Below are 22,238 nucleotides of genomic sequence, written 5' to 3'. Positions count from 1 at the left end.
GGATGCGCGCGCGCCTGGTCGGGGTGCTGCGGGCGGTGCCGATCCGCTGGCGCATCCTGTCGATCGCCGCGCTGAACTCCGCCGTGGTGGTGGTGCTGGTGGCGATGATCTGGAACGGCGCGCAGGTGCTCGGCTCGGCCTGGGACGATGTCCGCCAGGTGCGCGAATCCGACCGCATCCTGGCGCTGCTCGAAAGCGAGACCGGACGGCTGCACAATCTGATCCACCGCTACATCAACCAGCCGAGCCCCGACCTGTTCGCCGAGATCCTGTTGCTGCGCGAGGCGGTGCTGGGCACGTTGTCCAACCGCGCCGCCAAGGACCCGATGCTGTCGGGCTCGGTCGAGGAGCTCGAGCGCACCACCGACCGCTTCCTCAACGGCTTCGGCGAGCTGCGCGGCCTGCAGGCCACCATCGCGAAGACCTATGAGGAGCAGGTGCAGGGCCCGGCCCGCGACATGGCCGGCCTCTACTCCATCATCGAAGGCGCCACCGGGCACCGCGACGCGCTGATCTGGCCCTCGCTGGGAAAATCCCGCGAGGCCTTCACCGCGATGCTGGTCGCCGCCAATTCCTATTACCTGTCGCTGTCGACGGGCGCGGCCGACGACGCGCGCCGCAACACCGAAACGATCGAGAAGACCATCCCCGTGATGATCGATCTCGCCGACAACGACCTCCAGCGCATGGCGCTGCAGCGGCTCGGGGCCCGCACCGCCGCGCTGCGCGAGGGCTTTGCCAAACTGTCCGAGCAGCTCGCGAACCGCACCGAGCTGCTGCGCAACAGCATCGACGCCAGCCAGGCCGAGGCGATCGGCGCCATCGACGACCTCTCCACCAAGATGCGCCAGCGCGAGCAGAAGGCGCAGGCGACCTTTGACCGCACGCTGGCTGATATTTCGCGGCGGGTGCTGTCGATCGCGGTGATCTTCCTCGGCATCATCCTCACCGCCGGCGTAATGATCGCGCTGTCGATCCGGCTGCCGCTGCAGCAGATCATGACCGCGATGCGCGCGATCACGCTGGGCGACCTCGACCGCGAGGTGCAGGGCACCAAGGCGCGCGACGAGGTCGGAGCGATGGCCCGCGCGGTGGAGGTGTTCCGCGAGAACGCCATCGCCAAGCGCCGGACCGAGGACGAGCTGCGCGCCTCCAAGGAAAAGGCCGAAAGCGCGCTGCTCGAGCTCAACACCGCGCAGCAGAACCTGATCGACGCCGAACGGCTGGCGGCGCTCGGCGGCCTCGTCGCCGGCGTCGCGCACGAGGTCAACAACCCGATCGGCATCAGCCTCACGGTTGCCTCGAGCTTCGCCCGGCGTACCGAGATCTTCGAGGCCCAGCTCAGGGGCGAGGGCGGCCTGCGCCGTTCGCAGCTGGAAGAGTTCGTGCAGTCCTCGCGCGACGCCTCGCAGCAGCTGGTCGCCAATCTCCAGCGCGCCGGCGAGCTGATCCAGTCGTTCAAGCAGGTCGCGGTCGACCGCTCCCATGCCGAGCGGCGGCAATTCTCGCTCGGCGAGGCCACCGACCAGATCATCGCCAGCCTGCGCCCGGTCCTGAAGCGCTCGCCGATCACGCTGGAGGTCGACGTGCCCGAGGGGTTGCTGCTCGACGGCTACCCGGGCTCCTATGGCCAGATCCTGACCAATTTGTTCCTCAACGCCGCCAACCACGCCTTCGCCGACGGGCGCGCCGGCACCATCACGATCTCGGCGCGGCCGCGCGGCACCGACGATGTCGAGCTCATCTTCACCGATGACGGGGCCGGCATGACCCCGGACGTGCAGCGCCAGGCCTTTGACCCTTTCTTTACCACCCGGCGCAATGAAGGCGGCACGGGTCTCGGCCTGCATATCGTCTATAACCTCGTCACCCAGCAGCTCGGCGGCCGCATGATGCTGGAATCCAAGCTGGGACAAGGCACTACTTTTCGCATTATCATGCCCCGCATCGCCAAGGGCGGCGCGCAAAGCACAGAAATTGACGGGACTTCTCAATGGCCGAACAGGACGATGTCCTCCACCTGATCGACGACACCGGTACCGCATCGGAGGATGCCAATGCCCGGAAATGGAAGATCGCCGTCATCGACGACGATCCGGCGGTGCATGACGGCACCCGTTTCGCGCTGTCGGATTACAGCCTGAACGGCCAGAGCCTGGAGATCCTGTCGGCCTATTCCGCGGCCGAAGGCCGCAAGCTGATGGCCGAGCACAGCGACATCGCCGCCGTGCTGCTCGACGTCATCATGGAGACCGACGTCGCCGGCCTCGAGCTGGTCGAGTTCATCCGCAACGAGATCAGGAACGAGACCGTCCGCATCATCCTGCGCACCGGCCAGCCCGGCCAGGCGCCGGAGCGGCGCGTGATCGTGCAGTACGACATCAACGACTACAAGGCCAAGACCGAGCTCACCGCCGACAAGCTGTTCACCTCGCTGACCGCGGCGCTGCGCTCCTATCAGCAGCTCGAGCGCATGGTGCAGACCCGGCGCGGGCTCGAGATCATCATCGACGCCGCCTCGACGCTGTACGACTTCAAGTCGATGCAGCGGCTCGCCGAGGGCGTGCTGACCCAGCTCGCTTCGCTCCTCAACGTCGACTGCGCCGGCATTTTGGTGCTGCGCGACAATGGCGGCATCGACCCCGAGCTCTCGGTGCTCGCCGGCAGCGGCTGCTACAGCCGCTTCATCGGCACCACGACGTCGAAGGCGCTCGACCCCGAGCTGCGCCAGATGGTCGAGGCCGCGTTCCAGCGCCGCAAGAACGAATTTGCCGACCATCGCAGCGTGATCTATCTGCGCACGGGCTCGGGCCGCGAGGTGGTGGTGCTGCTGCAGGCCGAGCGCGAGCTGTCCGAGACCGACCGCTCGCTGGTCGAGATCTTCTCGAGCCGGCTCTCGATCGCCTTCGACAACGTGATCCTGTATCAGCAGCTGCAGGACGCCAACACGCAGTTGGAGGACCGCGTCGCCCAGCGCACCCGCGCCTTGATGCAGGCCAACCGCCGCCTCTCGGCGCAATGGCTGCGGCTGCAGCGCGCCAACGGCTTCAAGAACGAGATTCTGGGCACCGTCGCCCACGACCTGAAGAACCCGCTCGGCGTCATCCTCGGCCGCACCGAGATGCTGAAGGAGCTGATCTCGACCGGCGCCTCGCAAAGCGGCGTGGTCGCCCAGGTCGACCACATCCGCGACGCCACCAAGCGCCTGACCACGATGGTCGACCACCTCATTTCGGACGCGATGGCCGACGCCTTCGACATCACCATCCGGCGCGAGCCGGTCGACGTCGCCGCCCTGGTCAAGGAGGTCGCCGAAGCCAACCAGCCGCTCGCCGTCAACAAGCAGCAGGCGATCAGCGTCACCGCGCCGGCCAACATCGTCACCATGTGCGACACCGACCGCATCCGCGAGGCGATCGACAATCTCATCAGCAACGCCATCAAATACTCGCCGATCGGCGGCAGGATCGACGTCGCCGTCAGCCATGAGGGCGGCGACACCATCGTGCGCGTCAGCGACGAGGGCGCCGGCCTGTCGCCGGAGGATCTCGGCCGCCTGTTCGGCCGCTTCCAGCGGCTGTCGGCCAAGCCGACCGCCGGCGAGAGCTCGACCGGGCTCGGCCTCTCGATCGTCAAGCGCATCATCGACATGCATGGCGGCGAGGTGACCGCCGACAGCGGCGGGCCCGGCCAGGGCTCGACCTTCACCATCACCCTCCCCGCGACCGAAATGCCGTGATCAAGCCGCCATGACCCAAAGCCAGCACATCATGATCGTCGACGACGAAGCCCCGGCCCGGGAGATGGTCGGCGATTATCTCAAGATGCACGGCTTCACCGTGACGCTGTGCGACGGCGGCAAGTCGCTGCGCACCGCGATCCAGGGCAGCATGCCCGATCTCGTCGTGCTCGACCTCAACATGCCCGAGGAAGACGGCCTCTCGATCATCCGCGACCTCAAGAGCCGCATCAACGTGCCGGTCATCATGCTGACGGCGACGGCGAGCCCGATCGACCGCGTCGTCGGGCTCGAGCTCGGCGCCGACGATTACGTCGCCAAACCCTGCGAGCTGCGCGAGCTGATGGCGCGCATCCGCTCGGTGCTGCGCCGGAGCGTACCGGCCAAGGCCGCAGCACCCGACGCGTCGGCGGCGAAATCGGACAAGGAGCAGCTGGTGCGGTTCGGCACCAAATGGCTCGATCTCGAAGCCCAGGCCTTGCGCGACGACGAGGGCAACGAGCATCCGCTGACGGCGTCCGAGTTCGGCCTCTTGAAGGTGTTCGCGGCCAATCCGAAGCGCGTGCTGTCGCGCGAACGCCTGCTGGAATTGGCCAATGCGCGCGACGCCGAAGCCTTTGACCGCGCCGTCGACCTGCGCATCATGCGCATCCGCCGCAAGATCGAGCCCGATCCGGCCAAGCCGGCCGTGATCCGCACCATCCGCGGTGGCGGCTACCTGTTCTCGCCGCAGGGCGAGAAGGCGTAGGGGCGGGCGGCGGCATACTCCGCTGTCGTCCCGGGGCGCGCGCAGCGCGAGCCCGGGACCCATAATCCCAGGGAGGGGTTATGACGCCGAGCTGGTCACCCCGAATCTTCGCCAAACCACGTCCTGTGGTTATGGGTCCCGGGTTCGCTTCGCGCCCCGGGACGACAGCGATGGATGCGGCGCGGCCGAACGCAAATCGCCGGGATTCGTTCCGTGACGCCGCTGTCCGCCCGCGAATCCCGCCCCCGTATTTTCCGTACATTGAAATTCCACGATTTTTTGCCCTGAATGTTTCGTCGCGCCCCTTCCGACGAAACAATTTGGCGGCGCACGAAACCATTTTCCGCTTTTCGTGCAGACGTCCCGAAACGTTGGCTGATTAACACTTTGGTCCAAGGAAACGCCGCTCGGTCGCGGCGCTACGGGGAGCCAAGTCCATGCCGAACGTCATCGCCATCAACGCCCAAGCCAGCCAGAGCATCATCGCCGCTCAGGCGACCTCGGACGACATGCTCCTGGAGAGCATTGCCGACGGCAACCGGACGGCCATGCACATCCTTTATTGCCGGCACAATGTGCGGGTGTACCGCTTCATCCTGCGCATCGTGCGCGACGCCACCGCGGCGGAAGACCTCGTCAGCCAGGTGTTCCTCGACGTGTGGCGGACCGCCGGCCAGTTCCAGGGCCGCTCGCAGGTCTCGACCTGGCTGCTCTCGATTGCCCGCTTCAAGGCCCTGACCGCGATGCGCCAGCGCCGCTTCGAGGACATCGACCAGGAGGACGTGCGCCAGATTCCCGACGGCAACGATACGCCCGAGACCTCGCTCGATCGCAGCGACACCAGCGCCATCCTGCGCGCCTGCGTGCAGAAGCTGTCGCCCGCCCATCGCGAGATCATCAACCTCATCTACTACCACGAGAAGTCGGTGGAGGAGGTCGGGCAGATCATCGGCATTCCCCAGAGCACGGTGAAGACGCGGATGTTCTACGCCCGCAAGCAATTGGCCGAATTGCTTAAGGGCTGCGGCGTCGAGCGCTTCGCCGCCTGAACCTCAGGTATTTCAATGGGATAGGGCCTTAAATTTGGCCCTGTCGGGACACGGAAGTGTTACCGCCCGCGAAACAATTGAAACAAAGCACAACATCAGGCGGAAAAACTTCCCCCCTATAAAGCTCACATACGGTTTTGCTTAAACCTCCCAAGGACCTCCAACGACCCGGACGGGATGCCCCCCTCCGGGTCGTTTTGTGTTTGGGGAGCGTCGCGGCGCCAAGAACGTGGATGCCGGGACAAGCCCGGGCATGACGACTGAAGGAATCTGCCTCGTCACGAAGCTGTGACGCTCCGTAACGACCGTCTTCTCCATGCCGAACTGCCCTCGTGACCTCCACCGCGAGTGCGCCATGCTCGAGCTAGTCTTTGCCTTCCTTGCCGGCATTCTCACCATCGCCGCGCCGTGCACGCTGCCGATGCTGCCGATCCTGTTCGGCGCCTCGATCGGGCGCGCGGGGCATTGGCGTCCCGCGATGATCGCGCTCGGCTTCGTCGTCGCTTTCTCGGTCGTCGCGCTTCTGCTGGGCGCGCTGACCCGGCTGTTCGATTTCGATCCGAGCGTGCTGCGCGAGGCCGCCTCGATCCTGCTGCTCGGCTTCGGTCTGCTGATGCTGTGGCCGGCGCCGTTCGAATGGCTGTCGAGCCGGCTCAATGGCTGGCTCGATCTCGGCAGCGCAGGCGGCGCGCAGCGCGAGGGCGCGCTTGGCGGGCTGATCCTCGGCACCACGCTCGGTCTGGTCTGGACCCCCTGCGCAGGGCCGGTGCTCGGCTCGATCCTGACATTGGTTGCGACGTCGACGAATCTCGGCTGGGCCGGCACGCTGCTGATCGTCTACGCCATTGGCGCGGCGATCCCGATGCTGGCGATCGCATATGGCGGACAGACTGCGACCACGCGCGTGCGCAGCCTCGCGCGGATCAGCCCGCGCCTTCAGCAGGGCTTTGGCATCGTCGTGATCGGCTTCGCGGTCGCCGCCTATTTCCAGTACGACACGCTGATCGTGGCGTGGCTCACCGGCTTCTACCCGACCGGCCAGTTCGGCCTGTGACCATCCAAGATTTCACCTGGAGGACGCTTCCATGACTTTCAAACTGCTCGCTGTGACCGCCGCCATGATCGGCATGGCCGTAACAGGCGCCGTCATCCCCGGCCTCTGCGGCGAGGCTGCGCGCGCAACGCCGATCACCGTCGCCGCAGCAAGCCAGCAGGCCGCGCCGGACTTCACCGGCATCAACACTTGGTTCAACTCCAAGCCGCTCAGCCTCGCCGAGCTCCGCGGCAAGGTCGTGCTGGTCGACTTCTGGACCTATGGCTGCGTCAACTGCGTCAACACGCTGCCGCACGTCACCGAGCTCTACGCCAAATACCGGGACAAGGGGCTCGTCGTGGTCGGCGTGCACACGCCGGAATTCCCGTTCGAGCGCTCGGCTTCCAACGTACTAGCCGCGCTGAAGCGCCACGGCATCACCTATCCGGTGGCGCAGGACAATGATTCCAGGACCTGGAACGCCTACCGCAACCAATATTGGCCGGCACAGTACATCATCGACCAGAGCGGCAAGATCGTGTTCCAGCACGCCGGCGAAGGGGCTTACGACCAGATCGACCGGACAGTGGCAAAGCTGCTCAACGCCGGCAGCTGACGCCGCACGGGCCTCGCGCGGCGGGTTTCAGTTGCCGGCCTTGTTGCTTGACTCCGCGGACCCGTCCGTGGAGTTTCGCGACGACGGAATCAGCCGCCCGCAATGGACGCGAACACCAGCACAGATATTCGCCTTCGTGAAGGCTCTTCGATCGCGCAGCGGCTGGTGATGTCCGCCTTTGCGGCGGCGGTTGCGCTGTGCTTCACGCCCGGCCTGTTCACGCACGACACGCTGGAGATCATCATCTCCGTGGTTGCGCTGCTCGTCGGCGCGGGATTCGTCGTCGGCATCATGATGGCGCCGGCGGTGGTGTGGATCATCACGGCGAACGAGATCCTGATCGGGCGGCAAAGTCCGTTCGGCAAGCTCCGCACGCGGGTCGTCGAAAAGGACGACATCACGGCGTTGCAGGTTCCCGGCAGCAAGCGGATCAAGGCGCGCTTCCAACTCGTGTTCACGCTGGCTTCGGGCGAGCGCCTGACATCTCCACCGATCTCGGACGTCACCCATGTTCGCGACACCGTGGCGCGGATCGCGGCGCAGTTCGAGGTCCCCAATGTCGAGGAGCCTGTCAATCCGCTCGACGCCAGCAATCCCGAGATGCATCTCGGCGAGCCGCTCGAGGCGTTTTCCGCGCGGGACATCAGGATCGTGTCGCTGATCGCCGTCGCCTTGTTCGCCCTGCCCTACGCCTACAAGCTGTGGCGCGGATGGCCGCCCAGCCATGTCGACATCCTGCTACTGCCGCTCGGCGCGCTCGCCGCGTTCGCGGTCTACAGATATGCCAACCTCCTGACCGGTGCGTTTTGGATCATCCGGCAGGGCGATATACGCGTCGAGCGGCTGTGGGGCGACGGCACCCCGCGCGCCGATCATATCGAGGGACCCGACGTGAAGACGATCACCGTCGAGCGCCGCGGCCGCTCCGAGGACGAACATTGCATCGTCACCATCCGCTTGCGCTCGGGGCGGAGGTTTCGCAGCCCCCGAATCGGCTCGCGGATCGAGGCCCGCGCGGTGGCGACCGAGATCGTGCGGCGGCTGGGAATCGCGCCGGAGAGCAACAAGATCTGACGCTACGGCCTGGGAGCGATCTCGCCTATGGCCATCCTTCGAGACGCCCGCCGTTGGCGGGCCCTCAGGATGAGGACCAGGTGCGCGGCACCAGTTTCAACGAGCACCAATGCTGCTGAGCCTCATCCTGAGAAGACCGCGAAAGCGGTCGTCTCGAAGGACGAGGCGCGCCCAGGTCTCGCAAAGCGCCATATGCGATAGCCCTGACCTTGCCGGGGAGGAGCGCACTACCGCTGCGGCGACGATCTATGCTTTTCGCGCCATCCCCTGATTGTGGCATTGCCGGGCACGGTCGAGAAACCGTAGGTATTCTCGTGACATATCGGGGCGGCACGCCATCAACTTGCCATGAACTTGCCCCTCAGGTTTGATGGCTTTGAATGATTTGCGCTGTGGCAGCGGGGAGAGATTGAAATGGCGGATTTTCGTCGCCTGACCGGGATTTTCGTGGCTGCGATGGGACTGATCCTGTCCGCACCGCAGAGCTACGCCCAGCAGCCGGACCGCGGCGATGAGCCGGGCCTGATCGCCGATGACGGCTACAAGCTCGAGCCGGAATGGCAGAAGCAGGTGGTCTATTTCCGCACCACCGAGCCGCCGGGCACGATCATCGTCTCGACCGCCGAACGGCACCTCTACCTGGTGCAGCCCGGCGGGCGCGCGATCCGCTACGGCATCGGCGTCGGCCGCGACGGCTTTCAGTGGCAGGGGCTGGTGACCATCACCAACAAGAAGGAGTGGCCGGACTGGACGCCGCCCCCGGAGATGATCCAGCGCCAGCCCTATCTGCCGCGCTTCATGGCCGGCGGCCCCGGCAATCCCTTGGGGGCCCGCGCCATGTATCTCGGCACCACCGTCTACCGCATCCACGGCACCAACCGCCCCGACACGATCGGCACCAAGGTGTCCTCGGGCTGCTTCCGCCTCGTCAACAACGACGTCGCCGATCTCTACGACCGCGTCCCTGTCGGCACCAAAGTGGTCATCCGGCAGAAGCCCGAGCTCTGAGAGACACGATTCGAGCATGATCTCTTCGGACGACCGCGTCGCGCCTTGCAGGCGCGGCCTGTCCGGATCAGGATCACGCTCTGCCGCCCTCGCCTGATTCCTTTCCGATTTTTCGAGAGAACAACATGATGCGCACTTTTCGTGGCGGCCTGCTGATCGGGCTCGCGGTCGCCGTGCTGGTCGCCGTCCTGGCCATCATCTATGAATTCTACGACACCCGCACGCTGAAGCGCACCGTGCGCCGCGGCGAGGTGCTGTGCGGCGTCAACAAGGGCCTGCCGGGCTTCTCGATCCCCGACGACAAGGGCAACTGGACCGGCTTCGACGTCGATTTCTGCCGCGCGGTCGCCGCCGCGATCTTCAACGATCCGGGCAAGGCGAAGTTCGTTCCGCTCGACGCCAACGAGCGCTTCAAGGAGCTGCAGAGCCGCAAGGTGGACATCCTCTCGCGCAACACGACCTGGAGCATGGCGCGCGAGCTCGACTACGACCTGTATTTTCCGGCGGTGGCCTATTACGACGGCGTCGGCTTCATGGTGCCGCGCACGCGCAACAAGGAGACTTCGCTGGAGCTGGCCGACAGCAAGATCTGCGTGCAGAAAGGAACCACGACGACGCTCAACGTCGCCGATTACTTCCGCGTCAACAACATGAAGTATGAAGAGGTGAAGTTCGACAAGCTCGACGACGTCGTGAAAGCCTACGACACCGGCAAATGCGACACCTTCTCCGCCGACGTCTCCCAGCTTTATGCGCTGCGGCTGAACCTCTCGAAACCCGGCGACCACATGATCCTGCCGGACATGATCTCCAAGGAGCCGCTCGCCCCCGTCGTGCGCCAGCGCGACGACGATTGGATGATGATCGTGAAGTGGACATTGTATGCCATGATCAACGCCGAGGAACTGGGCGTGACCTCGGAGAACATCGACGAGGCCTTGAAGTCGAAGAAGCCGGAAGTGATGCGCCTCGTCGGGACCGAAGGCCGTTACGGTGAGCAGCTCGGCCTCACCAAGGACTGGGCCGCCCGCATCATCCGCCACGTCGGCAATTACGGCGAGATGTACGACCGCAACATCGGCGAGAAATCGAAGCTGAAGATTCCGCGCGGCATGAACCAGCTGTGGAATGCGGGCGGAGTGCAATACGCGCCGCCGATGAGGTAAGCGGAGATCTATCGACCGTCATTGCGAGCGAAGCGAAGCAATCCAGACTGCCCCCGCAGAAAGATTCCGGATTGCTTCGTCGCAAGAGCTCCTCGCAATGACGAATTTGGGGCAGGCATCATCTCCCCGCTCAACTGTCATCGCCCGGCTTGACCGGGCGATCCAGTATTCCGAGACGTCAATCGTGTGCCGAGGGGCCGCGGCGTACTGGATCGCCCGCCTTCGCGGGCGATGACACCGAGGGTGAGGCACGCGGCTCGCGCCTCACACCCAGCGCCTCAATACCCCCGCGCCAGCGCCAGCTGCTCGGTATGGTAATTGGCGTCGCCGAACAATTCCTCGCACACCCTTGCGCGCTTCATGAAGAAACCGATGTCGAACTGGTCGGTCATGCCCATGCCGCCATGCATCTGCACGCCTTCCTGCACCGCGCGCGTGGCGGTGGTGCCGGCGCGCGCTTTCGCCACGGCGACGCTCGATGCGGCCTTGGCGACGTCGGCGTCCAGCGCCTGCAGCGCCTTCATGGTGGCGGCGCGGGTGATCTCGATGTCGACATAGAGCTCAGCGGCGCGGTGCTGCAGCGCCTGGAATTCGCCGATCAGCTTGCCGAACTGCTTCCTGTTCTTGAGATACTCGACGGTGCGGTTGAACACTTCGTCACTGAGGCCGACCATCTCGGCGGCGACCGCGCCGCGGCCGATGTCGAGCACACCGTCGAGCAGCGCGGCGCCCTGGTCGACCTCGCCGAGCACGCCGTCGGCATTGATTTCGACATTGGCAAGTTCGATCCGCGCAGCATTGTGGGCGTCGACCATGATGGTGCGCTCGATCGCAACGCCCTTGGCCTTGGGGTTGACCAGGAACAGCGTCAGGCCATCACGCTCGCCGGCCGAGCCCGCGGTGCGCGCGGCGACGATGAAGAGGTCGGCGACGTGACCGTCGACCACCAGCGCCTTGGCACCGGAAAGCTTGAAGCCGTTGCCGGCGCGCACGGCCTGCAGGCTGGTCTGCAGCGGACGATGCTTGGCGCCCTCGTCGATCGCCAGCGTCGCAAGCAGCGAGCCGTTCGCGATCTTCGGCAGGTAGTCCGATTTCTGCGCGGCATTGCCGCCGCGGTTCAGGGCCGAGGCCGCGACCACTGAGGTGGCGAGGAAGGGCGACGGCATCAGGGTTCGGCCGATCTCCTCCATCACGATTCCAGCTTCCATGAAGCCAAGCCCGCTGCCGCCGAATTCCTCCGGCACCAGCAGGCCGGCGAAACCCATCTCGGCGAAGGAATGCCAAAGCTCCTTGGAGAAGCCGGTCGGGTCCTTGCTGTCGCGCAGATGCCGCAGGTGCGACACCGGCGCCTTGTCGCTGATCAGCCCGCGCGCGGAGTCGCGGAGCATCGATTGTTCTTCGGTGAGGACGAGGGCCATGGATGTCTTCCGTTCAAGTCAGTTTCTTCTTGTCATTCCGGGGCGCGCCCCTTGGCGCGAGCCCGGAATCCATATTCCCGATCGTGGCTATGGATTCCGGGCTCGCGACTTCGTCGCGCCCCGGAATGACGGGTGGTGAGAGTGCAGCTTAAGCCCCCGGCAAGTCCAGGATGCGCTTGGCGACGATGCCGAGCATGACCTCGGAGGTGCCGCCTTCGATCGAATTCGCCTTGGTGCGCAGCCAGGCGCGCGGACGGGCGCCCTGCCGGGAGCGCTCGCTCTCCCATTCCAGCGCGTCGACGCCGCCCGCCGACATCAGGATCTCGTGGCGGCGCTTGTTGAGCTCGGTGCCGTAATATTTCATCGCCGACGAGAACGCCGGATGCGCCTGCCCCGCCTTGGCGAGATCGACGGCGCGCTCGGCGCAGGCCGCGAGGGCGGCCTCATCGACGTCGAAGCTGGCGATCTTGCCGCGCAGCATGGAATCGTCGAGCCGCCCCAGCGCATCGGTGCCGACGGTATCGGCCGCGATCTGGCCGAGCGGACGGCCGACGCCGCGCTCGCCCATGCCTGAGATCATCGCACGCTCGTGCTGCAGCAGATATTTCGCGACGTCCCAGCCGCGGTTGATCTGCCCCACCACGTGCGATTTCGGCACGCGGACGCCGTCGAAGAAGGTCTCGCAGAACGGGGAATAGCCGGAGATCAGGAGGATCGGCTTGGTCGAGACGCCCTTGGACGTCATGTCGAACAGGATGAAGCTGATGCCGTCGTGCTTCTTGGCCGCGGGATCGGTGCGGACCAGGCAGAAGATCCAGTCGGCGTAATTGGCGTAGGAGGTCCAGATCTTCTGGCCGGTGATGATGAAATCGTCGCCGTCGCTCTCGGCGCGGGTCTGGAGCGAGGCGAGATCGGAGCCGGCGTTCGGCTCGGAATAGCCCTGGCACCAGCGGATCTCGCCGGCCGCGATCTTCGGCAGATGCTCCTTCTTCTGGGCCGCGTTGCCGTATTTCAGCAGTGCCGGCCCGAGCATCCAGATGCCGAAGCTCGACAGCGGCGGCCGCGCGCCGATTCTTGCCATCTCGGCACGCAGCACCTTGTGCTCGGCCGCGCTGAGGCCGCCGCCGCCATATTCCTTCGGCCAGTCCGGCACGGTCCAACCCTTGTCGCGCATGCGCTCGAACCAGATGCGCTGCGGCTCGGAGGAGAACTTCGCGTTGCGGCCGCCCCAGAACACGTCGGCGTCCGAGGTCGCGGGCTTGCGCATCTCCGGCGGACAATTGGCTTCCAGCCAGGCGCGCGTCTCGGCGCGGAATGTTTCGAGCTCGGCGGATTCAGTGTCGCTCATGGTCGTTTCCATCAATCGTAATCGACTTGTTGGCGAGGATTCTGGGCCAAGCTCCCGCGGAATTCAACCACTTCCGCGCGCAGCATTCCGCTATAGTCCGCGGCGAGGACGGTGCTTGAAAACAAAGAGGAAACGAGGATGCGCCTGAAACTTCTTTCGCCTGGCGAAATGAACGAGAGCCAGCGGCAGACCTACGACGAGTCGATTGCCGGCAAGCGCGGCAAGCCGCCGGCGCCGATGATGGCCTGGCTCAACAGCCCGGAGATGGCGCGCCACGCCACGCGGCTCGGCGAGGTCTTGCGCTTCGACACGATCTTCCCGGCAAAACTCTCGGAGATCGCGATCCTGGTGACGGCGCGGCACTGGACCGCGCATTACGAATGGTACGCACATAAGCGGCTCGCGCTCGCCGGCGGCATGGATCCTGGCGTCATCGATGCCATCCGCGACCGCCGCACGCCCGACTTCGACGATCCCAAGGCCAAGATGATCTACGATCTCGCGAAATCGCTGCACGAGGGCCACAGCGTCGAGAAGGGCCTCTACGACGAGGCAATCAAGCTGCTCGGCGAGCGCGGCGTGGTCGAGGTGATCGGCCTGTGCGGCTATTACACGATGGTGTCGATGACGCTGAACACGTTCGAGTTCGAGCTGCCCGAGGGCGAGGTGAAGGAGCTGAGCTAGAGCGAGTGACGTCGCGGCGTTGCTGAAGCCGCGGGACGCGCGGACTTCGATCTCTCCCCGTCATTGCGAGCGTAGCGAAGCAATCCAGAATCTTTCTGCGGAGGCAGTCTGGATTGCTTCGTCGCAAGAGCTCCTCGCAATGACTGAGTTTGTTGAGGCGGCGTCGCGCCTTCGTACAGGTGCCGTAGGACCTCCTACCCGTGGTCAAGGGGAGATCGCCCTTGAGCGATATGGTAGCGCCGTGCTCGATGCAGTCCAGGACGCGTTGCGCCGGCGTTGCCGGTGCCTTCGGCATCCTGGACAGCATCTGGCAATTCGCCAAAACGTCCGTCGTCAGCCATCATTCTCTCCAGCAGATCAGTCTGCCCAGAGAATCACATTCGCCCGACGCGCGGTACAAAAGATTCACAGCCTCGTAGGGTGGGCAAAGGCGCGCTCTTTGCGCGCCGTGCCCACGATCTCTTTGCTATGGGAAAGAAGTGGTGGGCACGCTTGCGCTTTGCCCACCCTACGAGAGCTGCGCCCGCTTACGCGTGCAGCTTCTGCAATTCCTTCAGGATCGCTTCGCCCATCTGCGTGGTGGACGCGGCCGTGGTGCCCTCCGACTTGATGTCGGCGGTGCGCAGGCCGCTGGCCAGCACGGCGGCAATTGCCTGATCGACCTTGTCGGCGAGCGCGCCCATGTCGAAGGAATAGCGCAGCGCCATGCCGAAGGACGAGATCATCGCAATGGGATTGGCGAGGCCTTGGCCTGCGATGTCAGGCGCCGAGCCGTGCACGGGCTCGTACAGCGCCTTGCGCTTCTTGGTCTTCACATCCACCTCGCCGAGCGAAGCCGAGGGCAGCATGCCGAGCGAGCCCGTCAGCATCGCCGCGATGTCGGACAGCATGTCGCCGAACAGATTGTCGGTGACGATGACGTCGAACTGCTTCGGCCATTTCACCAGCATCATGCCGCCGGAATCGGCGAGCTGGTGCTCGAGCGTGACATCAGGGTATTCGCGCTTGTGGACGGCCGTCATGACCTCGTTCCAGAGCACGCCCGACTTCATGACGTTGCGCTTCTCCATCGACGTCACCTTGTTCTTGCGCTTCCTGGCAAGCTCGAAGGCGACGCGGCCGATGCGCTCGATCTCATAGGTGTCGTAGACCTGGGTATCGATGGCGCGCTTCTGGCCGTTGCCGAGATCGGTGATGGTCTTGGGCTCGCCGAAATAGACGCCGCCGGTGAGCTCGCGCACGATCATGATGTCGAGGCCCTCGACCGCCTCGCGCTTCAGGCTGGAGGCATCGGCCAGCGCCGGATAGCACACCGCGGGGCGGAGGTTAGCGAACAGAGCCAGATCCTTGCGCAGGCGAAGCAGGCCGGCTTCGGGGCGCACCTCGTACGGCACGGCATCCCACTTGGGGCCGCCGACCGCGCCGAAGATCACGGCGTCGGCGTGCTTGGCCTTGGCCATGTCGCCCTCGGAGATCGACACCTTGTGCGCGTCATAGGCGGAGCCGCCGACGAGGCCGGTGTCGGTCTCGAAGCTGGCGATCCCGGCCGAATTGAGCCAGTCGATCAGCCGCTTCACCTCGCCCATCACCTCGGGGCCGATACCGTCGCCGGGGAGCAGCAGCAATTTGTGGGTCGCCATGGTCGTGTCCTTTTCGATCCTCTCTCGTCATTCCGGGGCGCGAGCAAAGTGAGCGAGCCCGGAATCCATCAGGCCACAGCGCAGGCGGGGAAATGGATTCCGGGCTCGCGCTGCGCGCGCCCCGGAATGACGGATGGCCGGAGTGCTAGAGCGGCGTTGCGCGCTTGGCAAGACACCATTGCCGGGGTGCGGCTGTGCAAGGCGGGCGGGGCCTGCCACACTGCGATACGCCGGAGTACCCCCCTTGCACGCACCCGACCGCGCCCCGCCCTACGCGCATCCCGCGCGGCTGATCCTGACGCTGTCGCTGGCCGCCACCGTCGGGCTCGGCATCGGCCGCTTCGCCTATGCGCTGGTGCTGCCCGACATGCGGGAGGACCTCGGCTGGTCCTACTCGGCGGCCGGATTCATGAACACCATCAACGCCGTCGGCTATCTCGTGGGCGCGCTTGCAGCGTCCCGCCTGATCCAGCGCGTCGGTTGGGCGGCGGCCATCCGCGGCGGAACCCTCGCCTGCGTCGTCGCGCTCGCGACCTGCGCGCTGACGGAGAATTTCGTCGCGCTGAGCCTGGCGCGGCTCGTGCTGGGGCTCGGCGCCGCGGCCGGCTTCGTCGCCGGCGGCGCGCTCGCCGCCACCATTGCCCAGACGCAGCCCGCGCGGGCCAATTTCCTGCTCAGCCTGTTCTATGCCGGACCCGGCATCGGCATTCTGTCCTCAGGGCTGATCGCCCCGTTCACGCTGCAATATTTCGGGCCGGGCTCGTGGTGGATCGTGTGGTGGGCGCTGACGCTGCTCTCGGTCGCGATGACGATCCCGCTGCTCCTGATCCGGATCGAGAGCGATGTCCGCTTCTCGGACGGCGGTCAGGCCTCGTTCGCGATCATGCCCGTGCTGATCTACCTCGCCAGCTATTTCCTGTTCGGCGCCGGCTACATCGCCTACATGACCTTCATGATCGCCTATGTGCGCGACGGCGGCGGCGGGGCCGCGGCGCAGGCGGGATTCTGGGGCCTCATCGGCCTCAGCGCCTTCGTCACGCCCTGGGCCTGGCGCGGCGTGCTGGCGCTCGATCGCGGCGGGCTTGCCACCGCCATCATCCTCGGCACCAACGCGTTGGGCGCCGCCCTGCCGATGCTCGGGCATTCGCCGGCATGGCTCGCGGTCTCGGCGATCGTGTTCGGCGTCGCCTTCTTCGCCGTGGTCGGCTCGACCACCGCCTTCGTGCGCTTCAACTATCCGCCAGAGGTGTGGCCGACCGCGATCGCGGCAATGACGATCTCATTCGGCGTCGGCCAGACGCTGGGCCCGATCGTTGTCGGCGCGATCACGGATGCGCTGGGGAGCCTGAGCTACGCGCTCAACGTGTCGGCGGCGTTGCTGGCGCTCGGGGCGGTGCTGTCGCTGTGCCAAAGGAAGTTGGCCAAACAGCCGGTGCCGTAGGGTGGGCAAAGCGAAGCGTGCCCACGCATTTTTCGCGATCGGGAAAGATCGTGGGCACGGCGCTCTCGCGCCTTTGCCCACCCTACAGCAGCGAGGTTAGCTCCCGCTGAACGAATTATAGCCCTGGTCTTCCCAATAGCCGCCTTTGTAATCGTTGGTGACTTCCATCGAGACCACGTATTTCGGGTTCTTGAAGCCGAGCTTGGTCGGCACGCGGATCTTCATGGGAAAGCCGTAGGCGCGCGGCAAGATCTCGTTCGCGTATTTGAACGTCATCTGGGTCTGCGGATGCAGGGCGCTGCGCATGTCGAGCGGCGAATTGTAGCCGTCCTTGTCGGCACACTGGAACCAGACGTATTTGGCGCGCGTGTCGGCGCCGATCAATTTCAGGAAGTCGCGCATGGGCGTGCCGGTCCAGCTGCCGATCGCGCTCCAGCCTTCGACGCAGATGTGCCGGGTGATTTGCGTGACTTGCGGCAGCTTGTGGAGCTCGTCCAGCGTCCATGACTTCTTGTTGTCGACGAGGCCGCGCACCTCGAGCTTCCAGTCGGCGGCATCGATATCGGGCGCGTCGTCGAGATCGTAATAGGCGTTGAACGGGAACGGCTTGGTGATCGCGCTCTCGGGGAAGGTCGGCGCCAGCGCGTCGGGATTGAACATCCAGGCCTGCACGGCGTCGTTGAATTTCGAGACCTTCGCCAGCATGGTCTCGGCCGAGGACGAGTCGATCACGTCGCAGCCGGTGAGCAGCGTCAGCGCGCCCAGGCTGGCGCCGCCCGCGATGAAGCGGCGGCGGGTGACGTCAGGCATGGTCTTGAGGGAATCCTTGATGAGGAGCCGCCTGTCGACGCCTGGAATCAGGAACGGGCGCTTCGCCATAGTCTCCTCCTCAGCGGCCGATGATCATCGCGCGCATGCTCTTCGGCACGAGCAGCGCGAGCAAGACGTGAACGACCAGGAACGCGCAGATCGCGGCCATGCAGAAGAAGTGGACATAGCGCGCGGCAGGATAGTCGCCGAACAGCATCACGAGGTAATAGAGCTGCACCGGCTTCCATATCGCAAGGCCCGACAGCACGATCAGCACGCCGACCACGATGATGCCGGCATAGAGCAGCCGCTGCACATAATTGTAGACGGTGAGATCGTCGTGGCCGAGCTTGAAGGTCAGGGCGGCCCTGACGTCGCGGAGCACGCCTGACGCCGTGATCGGGAACAGTTTCTTGCGGAAGCGACCGGTCACGAAGCCGGTGACGAGGTAAGCGAGGCCGTTGATCATCAGCAGCCACATCGCCGCGAAATGCCAGAGCAGGCCGCCGCCGAGCCAGCCGCCGAGCGTGTATTCGCGCGGGAAGCGGAAGTCGAACAGCGGCGAGGCGTTGTAGATCTGCCAGCCCGACAGGATCATCAGGATCATGGCAAGGGCGTTGATCCAATGCATGACCCGGACCCAGGCCGGCTGGATCACTTTGGCCGGGGTGGCTCCGACCTGCTCGTCGGTGACTGTGAGGCTCGCCATGATGGTTCCGTCCTGAACGTCCGTGCGACAGCAATTATACGCCGGTATTTCGCTTTTCGTTACGCCCTGCCGGCCATCGAATCGATGCCGCCGGGCTATTGTGGTCACAAAAAAGCGAGCCGGGTATCCCCGGCTCGCGGTCTGAAACCATCCTGTTCAGGGATGAAACAGGATCGTTTGGTGTTACGTCGCCGGCATCAGCACGGTGTCGACCACATGGATCACGCCGTTCGACTGGTTGACGTTGGAGATCGTCACCATCGAGGTGCCGCCCTTGGCATCGACGATCCAGACCTTGCCGTCCATCTTCTTGACCGTCAGCTCCTCGCCCTCTGCGGTCTTCAGCTTCTTGCCGTCGGAGAGGTCGGCGGCCGCGAGCTTGCCCGGCACGACGTGATAGGTGAGGATCTTGGTCAGCGTCGCCTTGTTCTCGGGCTTGACGAGGTTGTCGACGGTGCCGGCCGGCAGCTTGCTGAAGGCGGCGTTGGTCGGCGCGAACACCGTGAACGGGCCCTTGCCTTCCAGCGTCGGCACCAGGCCCGCGGCCTTCACCGCCGCCACCAGCGTGGTGTGATCCTTCGAGTTGACCGCGTTCTGGACGATGTTCTTCGACGGGAACATCGCGGCGCCGCCGACCATGACGGTCTTCTCCTCGGCGCTCACGGGCGCGACGATTGTCGCGGTGACGGCCAGGGCGCTGAAGGCGGCGGCAGCGAGATAGGCAATGCGCTTCGACATGGAGAGTCTCCCGATTGAATTGGTGCCGGCGATGGCCGGCGTTGAGTTGGAGCAACAACGGCGCCTGCGACAATCGATGGTGATGCAGCAGTGCCGTCGTTGCACCGAACTACGGGAGGCTTTGGGTTGCGGTTTCGGGGAAAAATTCTTTGTGATGCGTGAAACTATCGGCGCGAATGTTCGTGCGGGGCGCGATTCCCCAAGCAGACGATGCCGTAGGACCTCCTACCCGTGGTCAAGGGGAGATCGCCCTTGAGCGATATGGTAGCGCCGTGCTCGATGCAGTCCAGGACGCGTTGCGCCGGCGTTGCCGGTGCCTTCGGCATCCTGGACAGCATCTGGGGGCGCGGTTCCTACGTCGGTGCTCAAGGCACAGGTGGGCAAGGCTGCTCCCGGCGGATCGGCCCGCACGGCCAGTCTACTCCAAAAGGCCGTCTCGAACCTCTCAAGGGTACAGGGTGGGCAAAGGCGCACAGCGCCGTGCCCACCATCTCTCTCCGCAATTACGAGTGGTGGGCACGCTTCGCTTTGCCCATCCTACAGCAGCGTGCCCGTTGAGACAGTACCCGCCTCAATCCCGGTTGTTCGGCGTCTGGATGAAGCCGCGATTGTGCGTCGGGCTGATCAGCACTTCGTTGATGCAAACGCGCGCCGGCATGCTCGCGATGAACGCGATGGTGCGGCCGAGGTCTTCCGGTTGCAGCATCTTCGCCTGCTCCTCCTTGCTCGGCACCACCGGGCGCAGCTCCAGGATCGGCGTCGCGACCTCGCCCGGCATCAGGCAGCAGGCGCGCAGGCCGTTGACGCATTCGTCCATGTTGAAGGAATGGGTCAGCGCCAGCACCGCGTGCTTGGTGGTGGTGTAGGCCGGGCCCGGCATTTTCGAGACGTGACGGCCGGCCCAGGACGAGACGTTGATGATGGCGCCGTCCTGCTGCTTGCGCATCGTCGGCAGCACCGCGCGCATGCAATAGAGCACGCCGTTGAGGTTGACCTGGACCAGCTTGTCCCAGCCCTCCAGCTCCATGTCCTTCCAGCTGCGCTTGGGAACATTGATGCCGGCGTTGTTGACGAGCAGGTCGATGCGGCCGTGCCTGGCGACGATCCGGTCGGCCGCCTTCTGGGCTTCGGCCGCATCGGAGACGTCGAGTGCAATGGCCTCGGCGGCTCCGCCCGCCTCGATGATCTTCGCCACCACGGCATCCAGGGCCGACTGCCGGCGGCCCGAGACCACCACTATCCAGCCGTCGGCAGCCAGCGCCGCCGCGCCGGCCTCTCCGATCCCGCTGCCACCGCCCGTGACCCAGGCCACGCGTTTCCCAACTCTGGTCATGCAAACTGTCTCCGTTGCTTCTGCGGGGCGGTTTTTGCTAATCCAGCCCTCGGTTTTGACCGGCCTTGTCCAACAAGCCTTGTCGTACAGGTCCCTGCGGTCGAGGAAATCTTGCATGAACCCAGCAGCTAACGCCAACCTGTTTTCCCGCCTGTTCGACGGCCTCGACGATCCCAAGCGCCTCGCGATCGAGACGCATGACGGGGGCCACATCAGCTATGGCGAACTGATTGCGCGGGCGGGGCAGATGGCGAACGTGCTGGTCGCGCGCGGGGTGAAGCCGGGGGACCGCGTCGCGGTGCAGGTCGAAAAATCCGTCGCCAACATCGTGCTGTATCTCGGCACGGTGCGGGCCGGCGCGGTCTATCTGCCGCTCAACACCGCCTATACGCTGAACGAGCTCGACTATTTCATCGGCGACGCCGAACCGTCGCTGGTGGTGTGCGATCCCGCCAAGGCCGAAGGCCTCGCCCCGATCGCCGCCAAGGTGAGCGCTGGGGTCGAGACGCTCGGGCCCGACGGCAAGGGCTCGCTGACCGAGGCTGCCGACAAGGCCGGCAGCGACTTCACCACGGTGCCGCGGGCGAACGACGATCTCGCCGCGATCCTCTACACCTCGGGCACGACCGGCCGCTCCAAGGGCGCGATGCTGAGCCACGACAATCTCGCCTCGAACTCACTCTCGCTCGTCGACTACTGGCGCTTCACCGACAAGGACGTCTTGATCCACGCGCTGCCGATCTATCACACCCATGGGCTGTTCGTGGCGACCAACGTGACGCTGTTCGCGCGGGCGTCGATGATCTTCCTGCCGAAGCTCGATCCGGACCTGATCATCAAGCTGATGGCGCGCGCCACGGCGCTGATGGGCGTGCCAACTTTCTATACGCGGCTGCTGCAGAATCCGGCGCTGTCGCACGAGACCACCAAGCACATGCGGCTGTTCATCTCGGGCTCGGCGCCGCTGCTGGCCGAGACCCATCGCGAATGGTCGGCCCGCACCGGGCACGCGGTGCTCGAGCGTTACGGCATGACCGAGACCAACATGAACACGTCGAACCCCTATGACGGCGAGCGGGTGCCCGGCGCGGTCGGCTTTCCGTTGCCGGGCGTCTCGGTGCGCGTCACCGACCCCGAAACGGGGAAGGAATTGCCGCGTGACGAGATCGGCATGATCGAGGTGAAGGGGCCGAACGTCTTTAAGGGTTATTGGCGCATGCCGGAGAAGACCAAGGCCGAATTCCGCCCCGACGGCTTCTTCATCACCGGCGATCTCGGCAAGATCGACGCCAAGGGCTACGTCCACATTCTCGGCCGCGGCAAGGATCTCGTCATCTCCGGCGGCTTCAACGTCTACCCCAAGGAGATCGAGAGCGAGATCGACGCCATGCCCGGCGTGATCGAGTCCGCCGTGATCGGGGTGCCGCATGCCGATTTCGGCGAGGGCGTCACCGCGGTCCTGGTGCGCCAGCCCGGCGCCAGCATCGACGAAGCCGCGGTCCTGAAGGGACTGGACGGGCGCCTCGCCAAGTTCAAGATGCCCAAGCGGGTCTTCGTCGTCGACGAGCTGCCGCGCAACACCATGGGCAAGGTGCAGAAGAACATCTTGCGCGAGACCTACAAGGATATCTACGCGAAGAAGTGAGGCGGCGCGGACGTCAGGCAAAACTGCGCCACACCGTCT

General features: G+C 65.2%; 19 protein-coding genes. 12 read left to right on the top strand and 7 right to left on the bottom strand.

The window, feature by feature from the left end:
* The first annotated feature begins 2 nt into the window (after positions 1 to 2).
* The 9 genes from DCM80_RS14195 (at position 3) to DCM80_RS14155 (ending at position 10,433) form a co-directional block, all read left to right on the top strand.
* Positions 3 to 2,024: an ATP-binding protein gene (locus DCM80_RS14195; protein ID WP_257180715.1), complete on the top strand. Its 2,022-nt coding sequence runs from the start codon at positions 3 to 5 to the stop codon at positions 2,022 to 2,024.
* A complete protein-coding gene (locus tag DCM80_RS14190) occupies positions 1,994 to 3,739 on the top strand; it encodes a DUF3369 domain-containing protein (protein ID WP_257197511.1) in 1,746 nt (581 codons plus the stop codon). Before DCM80_RS14195 ends, DCM80_RS14190 begins: the two co-directional genes overlap by 31 nt.
* A 10-nt stretch (positions 3,740 to 3,749) precedes the next feature.
* Positions 3,750 to 4,487, top strand: a complete 738-nt coding sequence (locus DCM80_RS14185; RefSeq protein WP_028133891.1) for a response regulator — start codon at positions 3,750 to 3,752, stop codon at positions 4,485 to 4,487.
* Positions 4,488 to 4,924: 437 nt separating this feature from the next.
* Entirely contained in the window at positions 4,925 to 5,536 is a 612-nt protein-coding gene (locus tag DCM80_RS14180; RefSeq protein WP_126257197.1) for a sigma-70 family RNA polymerase sigma factor, read from the top strand.
* Positions 5,537 to 5,891: 355 nt separating this feature from the next.
* A complete protein-coding gene (locus DCM80_RS14175) occupies positions 5,892 to 6,590 on the top strand; it encodes a cytochrome c biogenesis CcdA family protein (protein WP_257197509.1) in 699 nt (232 codons plus the stop codon).
* A gap of 31 nt (positions 6,591 to 6,621) precedes the next feature.
* Positions 6,622 to 7,185, top strand: a complete 564-nt coding sequence (locus tag DCM80_RS14170; RefSeq protein WP_257197508.1) for a thioredoxin family protein — start codon at positions 6,622 to 6,624, stop codon at positions 7,183 to 7,185.
* A gap of 102 nt (positions 7,186 to 7,287) precedes the next feature.
* Positions 7,288 to 8,259 carry a hypothetical protein gene (locus DCM80_RS14165; protein ID WP_257197507.1) on the top strand — a complete coding sequence of 324 codons (972 nt, stop codon included), beginning with the start codon at positions 7,288 to 7,290 and terminating at the stop codon, positions 8,257 to 8,259.
* A 414-nt stretch (positions 8,260 to 8,673) separates the two neighbouring features.
* Entirely contained in the window at positions 8,674 to 9,267 is a 594-nt protein-coding gene (locus DCM80_RS14160; RefSeq protein WP_257197506.1) for a L,D-transpeptidase, read from the top strand.
* 128 nt (positions 9,268 to 9,395) lie between these two features.
* A complete protein-coding gene (locus DCM80_RS14155; protein WP_257197944.1) occupies positions 9,396 to 10,433 on the top strand; it encodes an amino acid ABC transporter substrate-binding protein in 1,038 nt (345 codons plus the stop codon).
* Between the two features lie 278 nt (positions 10,434 to 10,711).
* On the opposite strand, the gene DCM80_RS14150 is transcribed toward DCM80_RS14155, so the two are convergent.
* Together DCM80_RS14150 and DCM80_RS14145 are read right to left on the bottom strand one after the other, a co-directional pair.
* Positions 10,712 to 11,851, bottom strand: a complete 1,140-nt coding sequence (locus DCM80_RS14150; protein ID WP_257197505.1) for an acyl-CoA dehydrogenase family protein — start codon at positions 11,849 to 11,851, stop codon at positions 10,712 to 10,714.
* Between the two features lie 148 nt (positions 11,852 to 11,999).
* The gene (locus tag DCM80_RS14145; protein WP_257197504.1) at positions 12,000 to 13,199 is read right to left on the bottom strand and encodes an acyl-CoA dehydrogenase family protein; all 1,200 of its coding nucleotides are present in this window, start codon (positions 13,197 to 13,199) and stop codon (positions 12,000 to 12,002) included.
* 138 nt (positions 13,200 to 13,337) lie between these two features.
* Here DCM80_RS14145 and DCM80_RS14140 point away from each other — a divergent pair, with 138 nt between their 5' ends.
* The gene (locus DCM80_RS14140) at positions 13,338 to 13,883 is read left to right on the top strand and encodes a carboxymuconolactone decarboxylase family protein (RefSeq protein WP_257197503.1); all 546 of its coding nucleotides are present in this window, start codon (positions 13,338 to 13,340) and stop codon (positions 13,881 to 13,883) included.
* Positions 13,884 to 14,410: 527 nt separating this feature from the next.
* Here the strand turns inward: DCM80_RS14140 and leuB are convergent.
* On the bottom strand, positions 14,411 to 15,523 hold the full coding sequence (gene leuB / locus DCM80_RS14135; protein WP_257197502.1) for a 3-isopropylmalate dehydrogenase: 1,113 nt from the start codon (positions 15,521 to 15,523) through the stop codon (positions 14,411 to 14,413).
* Positions 15,524 to 15,767: 244 nt separating this feature from the next.
* Here leuB and DCM80_RS14130 point away from each other — a divergent pair, with 244 nt between their 5' ends.
* Positions 15,768 to 16,964, top strand: a complete 1,197-nt coding sequence (locus tag DCM80_RS14130) for an MFS transporter (RefSeq protein ID WP_257197501.1) — start codon at positions 15,768 to 15,770, stop codon at positions 16,962 to 16,964.
* A 96-nt stretch (positions 16,965 to 17,060) separates the two neighbouring features.
* On the opposite strand, the gene DCM80_RS14125 is transcribed toward DCM80_RS14130, so the two are convergent.
* From DCM80_RS14125 to DCM80_RS14110, 4 genes are all read right to left on the bottom strand, one after another.
* Positions 17,061 to 17,843 carry a molybdopterin-dependent oxidoreductase gene (locus DCM80_RS14125; protein WP_257179241.1) on the bottom strand — a complete coding sequence of 261 codons (783 nt, stop codon included), beginning with the start codon at positions 17,841 to 17,843 and terminating at the stop codon, positions 17,061 to 17,063.
* A 10-nt stretch (positions 17,844 to 17,853) separates the two neighbouring features.
* Positions 17,854 to 18,483, bottom strand: a complete 630-nt coding sequence (locus tag DCM80_RS14120; protein ID WP_257197500.1) for a cytochrome b/b6 domain-containing protein — start codon at positions 18,481 to 18,483, stop codon at positions 17,854 to 17,856.
* Positions 18,484 to 18,666: 183 nt separating this feature from the next.
* Positions 18,667 to 19,221 (bottom strand): fasciclin domain-containing protein, encoded by a 555-nt coding sequence (locus DCM80_RS14115; RefSeq protein WP_028133326.1) that lies wholly within the window; start codon positions 19,219 to 19,221, stop codon positions 18,667 to 18,669.
* 571 nt (positions 19,222 to 19,792) lie between these two features.
* Positions 19,793 to 20,554, bottom strand: a complete 762-nt coding sequence (locus tag DCM80_RS14110; protein WP_257197499.1) for an SDR family oxidoreductase — start codon at positions 20,552 to 20,554, stop codon at positions 19,793 to 19,795.
* Between the two features lie 115 nt (positions 20,555 to 20,669).
* On the opposite strand from DCM80_RS14110, the gene DCM80_RS14105 reads away from it, so the two are divergent.
* Positions 20,670 to 22,199 carry a malonyl-CoA synthase gene (locus tag DCM80_RS14105; protein ID WP_257197498.1) on the top strand — a complete coding sequence of 510 codons (1,530 nt, stop codon included), beginning with the start codon at positions 20,670 to 20,672 and terminating at the stop codon, positions 22,197 to 22,199.
* The last annotated feature ends 39 nt before the right edge of the window (positions 22,200 to 22,238 follow it).

The organism is Bradyrhizobium sp. WBOS08, assembly GCF_024585125.1.
In the GTDB taxonomy this organism is placed as follows: domain Bacteria; phylum Pseudomonadota; class Alphaproteobacteria; order Rhizobiales; family Xanthobacteraceae; genus Bradyrhizobium; species Bradyrhizobium japonicum_B.
Note: the sequence above shows the minus strand (reverse complement) of the source record. Positions and strands in the feature narration are given on the sequence as shown.

What these genes read in the sequence shown, in the direction of transcription:
- DCM80_RS14170 (WP_257197508.1), top strand. Translation starts at nt 6,622, where the DNA reads ATGACTTTCAAACTGCTCGCTGTGACCGCCGCCATGATCGGCATGGCC.
- DCM80_RS14150 (WP_257197505.1), bottom strand. Translation starts at nt 11,851, where the DNA reads ATGGCCCTCGTCCTCACCGAAGAACAATCGATGCTCCGCGACTCCGCG.
- DCM80_RS14115 (WP_028133326.1), bottom strand. Translation starts at nt 19,221, where the DNA reads ATGTCGAAGCGCATTGCCTATCTCGCTGCCGCCGCCTTCAGCGCCCTG.
- DCM80_RS14160 (WP_257197506.1), top strand. Translation starts at nt 8,674, where the DNA reads ATGGCGGATTTTCGTCGCCTGACCGGGATTTTCGTGGCTGCGATGGGA.
- DCM80_RS14190 (WP_257197511.1), top strand. Translation starts at nt 1,994, where the DNA reads ATGGCCGAACAGGACGATGTCCTCCACCTGATCGACGACACCGGTACC.
- DCM80_RS14180 (WP_126257197.1), top strand. Translation starts at nt 4,925, where the DNA reads ATGCCGAACGTCATCGCCATCAACGCCCAAGCCAGCCAGAGCATCATC.
- DCM80_RS14195 (WP_257180715.1), top strand. Translation starts at nt 3, where the DNA reads ATGCGCGCGCGCCTGGTCGGGGTGCTGCGGGCGGTGCCGATCCGCTGG.
- DCM80_RS14105 (WP_257197498.1), top strand. Translation starts at nt 20,670, where the DNA reads ATGAACCCAGCAGCTAACGCCAACCTGTTTTCCCGCCTGTTCGACGGC.
- DCM80_RS14155 (WP_257197944.1), top strand. Translation starts at nt 9,396, where the DNA reads ATGCGCACTTTTCGTGGCGGCCTGCTGATCGGGCTCGCGGTCGCCGTG.
- DCM80_RS14185 (WP_028133891.1), top strand. Translation starts at nt 3,750, where the DNA reads ATGACCCAAAGCCAGCACATCATGATCGTCGACGACGAAGCCCCGGCC.
- DCM80_RS14175 (WP_257197509.1), top strand. Translation starts at nt 5,892, where the DNA reads ATGCTCGAGCTAGTCTTTGCCTTCCTTGCCGGCATTCTCACCATCGCC.
- DCM80_RS14140 (WP_257197503.1), top strand. Translation starts at nt 13,338, where the DNA reads ATGCGCCTGAAACTTCTTTCGCCTGGCGAAATGAACGAGAGCCAGCGG.
- leuB (WP_257197502.1), bottom strand. Translation starts at nt 15,523, where the DNA reads ATGGCGACCCACAAATTGCTGCTGCTCCCCGGCGACGGTATCGGCCCC.
- DCM80_RS14165 (WP_257197507.1), top strand. Translation starts at nt 7,288, where the DNA reads ATGGACGCGAACACCAGCACAGATATTCGCCTTCGTGAAGGCTCTTCG.
- DCM80_RS14145 (WP_257197504.1), bottom strand. Translation starts at nt 13,199, where the DNA reads ATGAGCGACACTGAATCCGCCGAGCTCGAAACATTCCGCGCCGAGACG.
- DCM80_RS14110 (WP_257197499.1), bottom strand. Translation starts at nt 20,554, where the DNA reads ATGACCAGAGTTGGGAAACGCGTGGCCTGGGTCACGGGCGGTGGCAGC.
- DCM80_RS14120 (WP_257197500.1), bottom strand. Translation starts at nt 18,483, where the DNA reads ATGGCGAGCCTCACAGTCACCGACGAGCAGGTCGGAGCCACCCCGGCC.
- DCM80_RS14125 (WP_257179241.1), bottom strand. Translation starts at nt 17,843, where the DNA reads ATGGCGAAGCGCCCGTTCCTGATTCCAGGCGTCGACAGGCGGCTCCTC.